The organism is Peribacillus sp. P4_C12 (assembly GCF_056402095.1).
Genome location: NZ_JBFUIB010000259.1, coordinates 1 through 5,317 on the forward strand (window position 1 = coordinate 1; position 5,317 = coordinate 5,317).

The 5,317-nt window shown below is 37.8% G+C and carries 5 protein-coding genes; 3 read left to right on the forward strand and 2 right to left on the reverse strand.

Annotation, left to right across the window (positions count from 1 at the left end; translation table 11 throughout):
* Positions 1 to 367 precede the first annotated feature (367 nt).
* Positions 368 to 1,321, forward strand: coding sequence for a TRM11 family SAM-dependent methyltransferase (locus tag AC1DUW_RS20505; RefSeq protein ID WP_053345041.1), 954 nt, complete (start codon positions 368 to 370; stop codon positions 1,319 to 1,321).
* A 57-nt stretch (positions 1,322 to 1,378) separates the two neighbouring features.
* Here AC1DUW_RS20505 and AC1DUW_RS20510 read toward each other — a convergent pair whose 3' ends face one another.
* Positions 1,379 to 2,344, reverse strand: coding sequence for an MBL fold metallo-hydrolase (locus AC1DUW_RS20510; RefSeq protein WP_053345042.1), 966 nt, complete (start codon positions 2,342 to 2,344; stop codon positions 1,379 to 1,381).
* Between the two features lie 349 nt (positions 2,345 to 2,693).
* Between AC1DUW_RS20510 and AC1DUW_RS20515 the strand changes: the two genes are divergently transcribed.
* A complete protein-coding gene (locus tag AC1DUW_RS20515; RefSeq protein ID WP_053345043.1) occupies positions 2,694 to 3,659 on the forward strand; it encodes a 2-hydroxyacid dehydrogenase in 966 nt (321 codons plus the stop codon).
* Positions 3,660 to 3,739: 80 nt separating this feature from the next.
* Here AC1DUW_RS20515 and AC1DUW_RS20520 read toward each other — a convergent pair whose 3' ends face one another.
* On the reverse strand, positions 3,740 to 3,925 hold the full coding sequence (locus AC1DUW_RS20520) for a hypothetical protein (protein WP_053345044.1): 186 nt from the start codon (positions 3,923 to 3,925) through the stop codon (positions 3,740 to 3,742).
* A gap of 168 nt (positions 3,926 to 4,093) precedes the next feature.
* Between AC1DUW_RS20520 and AC1DUW_RS20525 the strand changes: the two genes are divergently transcribed.
* Positions 4,094 to 5,317: multidrug effflux MFS transporter (locus AC1DUW_RS20525; protein ID WP_477643320.1), on the forward strand; the 1,224-nt coding region annotated here is incomplete at its 3' end.

Consider the following 5,317-nt stretch of genomic DNA (forward strand, 5'->3'; position numbering starts at 1 on the left):
ATCAGACCGTATGTTCCGCAAGATCCATATATTAGGGATAATATTGAAAATTTCGATAAAGAACCTGATTTCATCCTCAATTTCATAGAGTCACGGGCAAATTATATAAATAGTCAATTGCATACATTAGATTAATTACTTGTTTAACATTCACTTGTTTTTCCAATCGAAGTTGTAAGATATTGCGTGTATTTTCTAGCTTTAGATGAAGGAAGGTAAATGGTTAAATTTTATTAAAAACGGCAGGTACGCTGAAAGAACAGCGTTCCTGCTGTTTTTCGTCATGATTCTATTTGCATTTCTAATCTTTTAAAGCTATGTTTGATAGAAAGATATAATCTAACGTATTATGAAGGATGGGAATACATTGAATAATCATAGCCGTTTGCCGGCATATATATATACCTTTACGTGCAGCCCAGATGAACGCTCTTTATGTAATATGGAGATGCGCTCGTTCTTCGGTTTAGAAACATCAGTTAATATTTTGAAAAGTAATATTGAAATTGAACCGAGCAGAAGTCCGTTTATAAAAGGACGGGTCGAGGTGATGTACGAAGGGGAAAGCATATCCGAAATTGTTGAGCAGGTAAAAAATATTCACTTACCACATTCAACATTTAAAGTGTTATTTGTTAAAATTAATGATTTGGATAAAGAAGCAAAAATAGATTATGATGGACAACGTGAAATTGAACGGGAAATTGGCTGGCACATTCAGGGAAATGCCGATGTACGTAATCCTGATCAGGTCTTTGGTATTGTGCCACTTGGTGGTCGTTGGTATTTCGGGAAATATGTTAAACCGGAAGCTGTTTGGTTACATCATATGAAAAAGCCTCGTGAGTATTCAACAGCACTTAGCACAAGAGTAGCCAGAGCCATTGCTAACATTGCGGTTCCACATCCAGATGGAGTGAAAGCCATTGATCCATGCTGCGGCATTGGGACAGTGTTAGTGGAAGCCCTATCAATGGGGATAGATATTGATGGTCGCGATATCAATCCTCTTGTGACAGATGGATCGAGAGAGAATATTGCTTATTTCGGACTCGAAGGTGATGTAACAACCGGGCCAATCTCAGATGTTACGAAAAACTATGATGTAGCGATTATTGATATGCCTTACAATCTATATACACATGCGACTCCGGAAGATCAACTCTCAATCCTTAAACATGCCAGACGCTTTGCTGACAAGGTGGTTGTCGTAACCATTGATACGATGGATCACATGATTGAAGAAGCCGGGTTTGAAATTGCAGATCGATGTGTGGCCAAGAAAGGCATTTTTTCCAGACAGATTGTTTTGTGTGTATAAGCTTAATTGGGAAGATAAAAAGGCTGAAATCTTTGTGGATTTCAGCCTTTGTGATTTTTACTTAACGTAATAATGAACCACATTTTTGATAATTTCCTTGTTGATCTTTTCCTGATATTCTAAGTAATCTAAATGACCAATAATTTCTGACATGACAAGCGGGAACTCTTTTACATATTTTTCTTTATAAAAGGTTTTCGCCAGTTCATTACCTGTCGAAATTCCGGATTCTATTAAAGCCAAGATTTTTTGTGATTTTGACTCAATACTGTTGAGTCTTTTTTCAATTAAAGAACCGGGGTGTTCTATGATATTACCATGTCCTGGTAAAATGAGATTAATCTGTAATGATAAACACCGCTTTAATGAATCGATATGATCCACGAGTGTCAGCATTCTATTGCCGTTTTCATCAGGTTCAACCAAGGCATTACTTGAAATATGTTCAATCAATAAATCACCAGCAAGCAGCCGTTTCTCTTTTTGGTCAAGGAAGGCTATTTGATCCGGGGCATGTCCGGGAAATTCGATTACTTCAAAGTTCAGCCATTTTTTTTCCGTGATTTCAATGATGTCACAATTCAGTCTTTGATCTTTATTATTATCAACGGCATTGAATAAATAGGCGACTTGTTTATCACCTAGTTCACCACAGCCCATTTGAAGGTAAAGCTGTTTATAAAATTCAATTCTCATACTTAAGAAGTCAGGATCCCGTTTTAAACGAGGAACGGATTTAGAATGGGCATAAACAGGAATCGGGTGGAGTGCAGTAATCCGGTTAACCAAACCTACATGGTCTCCATGGTGATGGGTTAACAAAATTTCTGTAATATCCTTAATGGTAAAACCATTTTCCTTTAATGTGTTCTGTAATGCATTCCAGCAAACATCGTCATTCATACCAGCATCTACTAATGTTAAAGATTCATCCTGTTTTACTAAGTAAAAGTTTATGCTTTTCAATGATAAAGCACTTGGAGCTATAATTGGATAAATTTCAAGTAATGTATTAGTTTTCATGAACGTCGCCTATCCTCCCAAATTGAGATTAACTAAATAGTGATATTACTAATATTGAGCAAGTATATATAAAGGGTTATTAATCTATGATGAGATGAATGAAATGAAACTGTCAAGCGGAAACTTCCAAATGAAAAAGATTTTAATAGAGAAAATAACTGGTAATGGATGGTTTATTTATCTTGTTTATTTTAAAATTGAATAAGCACCCCGGAAATTAAGCCAATATTCTTATAATTAATTTTGGCTGTTGAGGTTTCATATTCATGTATTTTTTATAACTAAAACTGTAATGTATGTTGAGAGAAAGCGTTCTATAGAAAATAGAAAGTGTATAGGAGGGCCTAGTTTGAAACCTAAGATCTATATTACAAGGAAATTGCCAGAACAAATAGTTAATAGGCTGAGAGTGAATTATCATGTCACGATGTGGGAACAAGAGGATATACCGGTTCCTAGAGATGTGCTTGAAAAAGAAATAGAAGAAATTGATGGGTTGCTTTGTTTGTTGACGGAACAAATAGATGAGGCGCTGATTGAAAAGGCGGTTAATCTAAAAATCATTGCCAATATGGCGGTTGGTTATAACAATATTGATATACATAGTGCAATAAAAAGAGGCATCATGGTCACGAACACGCCCGGGGTTTTAACGGAAACAACTGCTGATTTAACCTTTGGCTTGCTGCTTGCAACGGCAAGAAGGCTGATAGAAGCAGAAGATTATTTAAAGAGTGGACAATGGGAAACGTGGTCACCTATGCAGCTGACCGGACAGGATGTACACGGTGCAACGATGGGAATCATCGGGTTAGGGAGGATTGGTGAGGCACTGGCTAAAAGAGCTAAGGGCTTTGATATGGATCTAGTTTATTTTAATCGAAGCCGTAAATATGAACAGGAAAAAGAATTAGGAATTGAATATCAGCCCCTTGAAAAATTGCTCCAAGTTTCGGATTTTGTCTGTGTCATGTTGCCGCTTACTCCGGAAACCACTTATATGATTGGCGCAGATCAGCTGGATTTAATGAAAGAGACGGCTGTACTCATAAATACGGCAAGAGGTGGGATTGTTGATGAAAAGGCGTTATATCTGGCGTTGAAAAACCGAGTAATTTGGGCGGCAGGATTAGATGTATTTGAAGAAGAACCAGTTTCATTGGATCATCCGCTGCTAACATTGCCAAATGTGGTTACGTTACCGCATATCGGGAGTGCCAGCATTGCGACAAGATTGAAAATGGCAAGCCTTGCTGCACAAAACTTGATGGATGGTTTAGCAGGTGATACTCCACGTAATTTAGTAGTATTATGAAAATGACATGTGAAAAAAGGACTCCAAAAAAATGGGGTCCTTTTTTGAGAGTGAAATATCAACCACAATGCCTTTTTTTTTTAAAGTCCTGCTGTTTCTAAACCGTCAATTTCTATCCCTCTACTAAAACCATGTGTGATTTTTAATTCATTATTTGTGGTGGATAAGGTTAGTTCTCCTTCTTTCTCATAAACTTTATATGACTTCTCGTCATACACCTTAATATTGATAGACTGCTGTGTACAGGTTAATATGGTGCAAAACAATTTGAATCCCCTCATTATCATTTTAAAAGAGTGCTAAATAGAATTACTCGGATTATCTTTAACTTAAGGAAAGCATACTTATCGTAAATTGACTGGATTTTTTGTAAAATAAAGAAGATCACGTATTTTTTAGAAAAAAACAACTTGTTAAAAGGGATAGGGGTAGTAATGATTGAATTGAAAGAAACAATTTCATCAGGTAACGAAATGACTAAATCCAAAAGGCTGTTGATGGCTCTTATGCTTGGTTCCTTTGCAGCGATTGGACCATTGTCACTTGATATGTATTTACCAGGTCTGCCTACGCTTGCTGAAGATCTAAAAAGCAGTGCGTCTTTAGCCCAGCTTAGTTTGACTGCCTGTTTATTAGGATTGGCGTTAGGGCAGATTTATCTAGGGCCACTAAGTGATGCAAAAGGAAGACGGGTACCGTTAATCATTTCACTATCCATTTATTGCGTTTCATCTCTGTTATGTGCTTTTGCTCCATCCATTGAATTGCTTTTATTATTACGTTTTATTCAAGGTATCGCAGGAGCAGGAGGAATTGTCATTTCCAGGGCCATTGTTCGTGACCTTTTTTCAGGAACGGATTTGACAAAATTCTTCTCCATGTTAATGCTGGTAAATGGAGCTGCGCCGATTTTGGCTCCAGTTTTTGGAGGTCAGCTGTTACAGTTCACATCTTGGCGAGGAGTTTTCATAGTCATTTGTGTATTAAGTGTGCTTATGGTTGCCGCAGCATTTTTCGGTGTAAAGGAAACATTATCTCCTAATCATAGAAGTGCAGGAGGGGTAACCGATACACTCCGAACTTTTGGGAATTTATTAAAAGACCGTGTGTTTATGGGCTATGCTTTTTCACAAGGATTCGTAAGTGCCGCAATGTTTGCTTACATTTCCGGCTCGCCTTTTGTTCTCCAAAATATCTTTGGTGTCTCTCCCCAAACGTTCAGTCTTATTTTTGCAACAAACGGAATGGGTATCATTATTGCTTCTCAAGTGACTGGAAGGCTGGCAGGTAAGGTAAAAGAGGAAAAACTCCTTCAAATAGGATTATGTCTTGCATTATTTGGAGGGATCCTACTTCTTTCATCTATCCTTCTCGAAATTGGGTTAGCAGGAATCTTGATAGCTTTATTCTTCTCTGTTTCTAGCGTTGGAATTGTCGGTACAACAAGTTTTTCTTTATCGATGCAGAATCAGAAAAAAACAGCAGGCAGTGCCTCGGCCTTAATTGGACTGCTCCCTTTTATCTTAGGGTCACTAATGGCTCCCCTTGTGGGTCTAGGTTCAGGTGATTCACCCCTTCCTATGGGTATTGTGATGGTAAGTTGTCATGCCATCGCCATGTTGGCTTATCTAGTTCTTGCCCGCCGTGGGGTTAAGGGA

Excerpts from the sequence above, each read along its gene's own strand:
- AC1DUW_RS20510 (WP_053345042.1), bottom strand. The coding sequence starts at position 2,344 with ATGAAAACTAATACATTACTTGAAATTTATCCAATTATAGCTCCAAGT.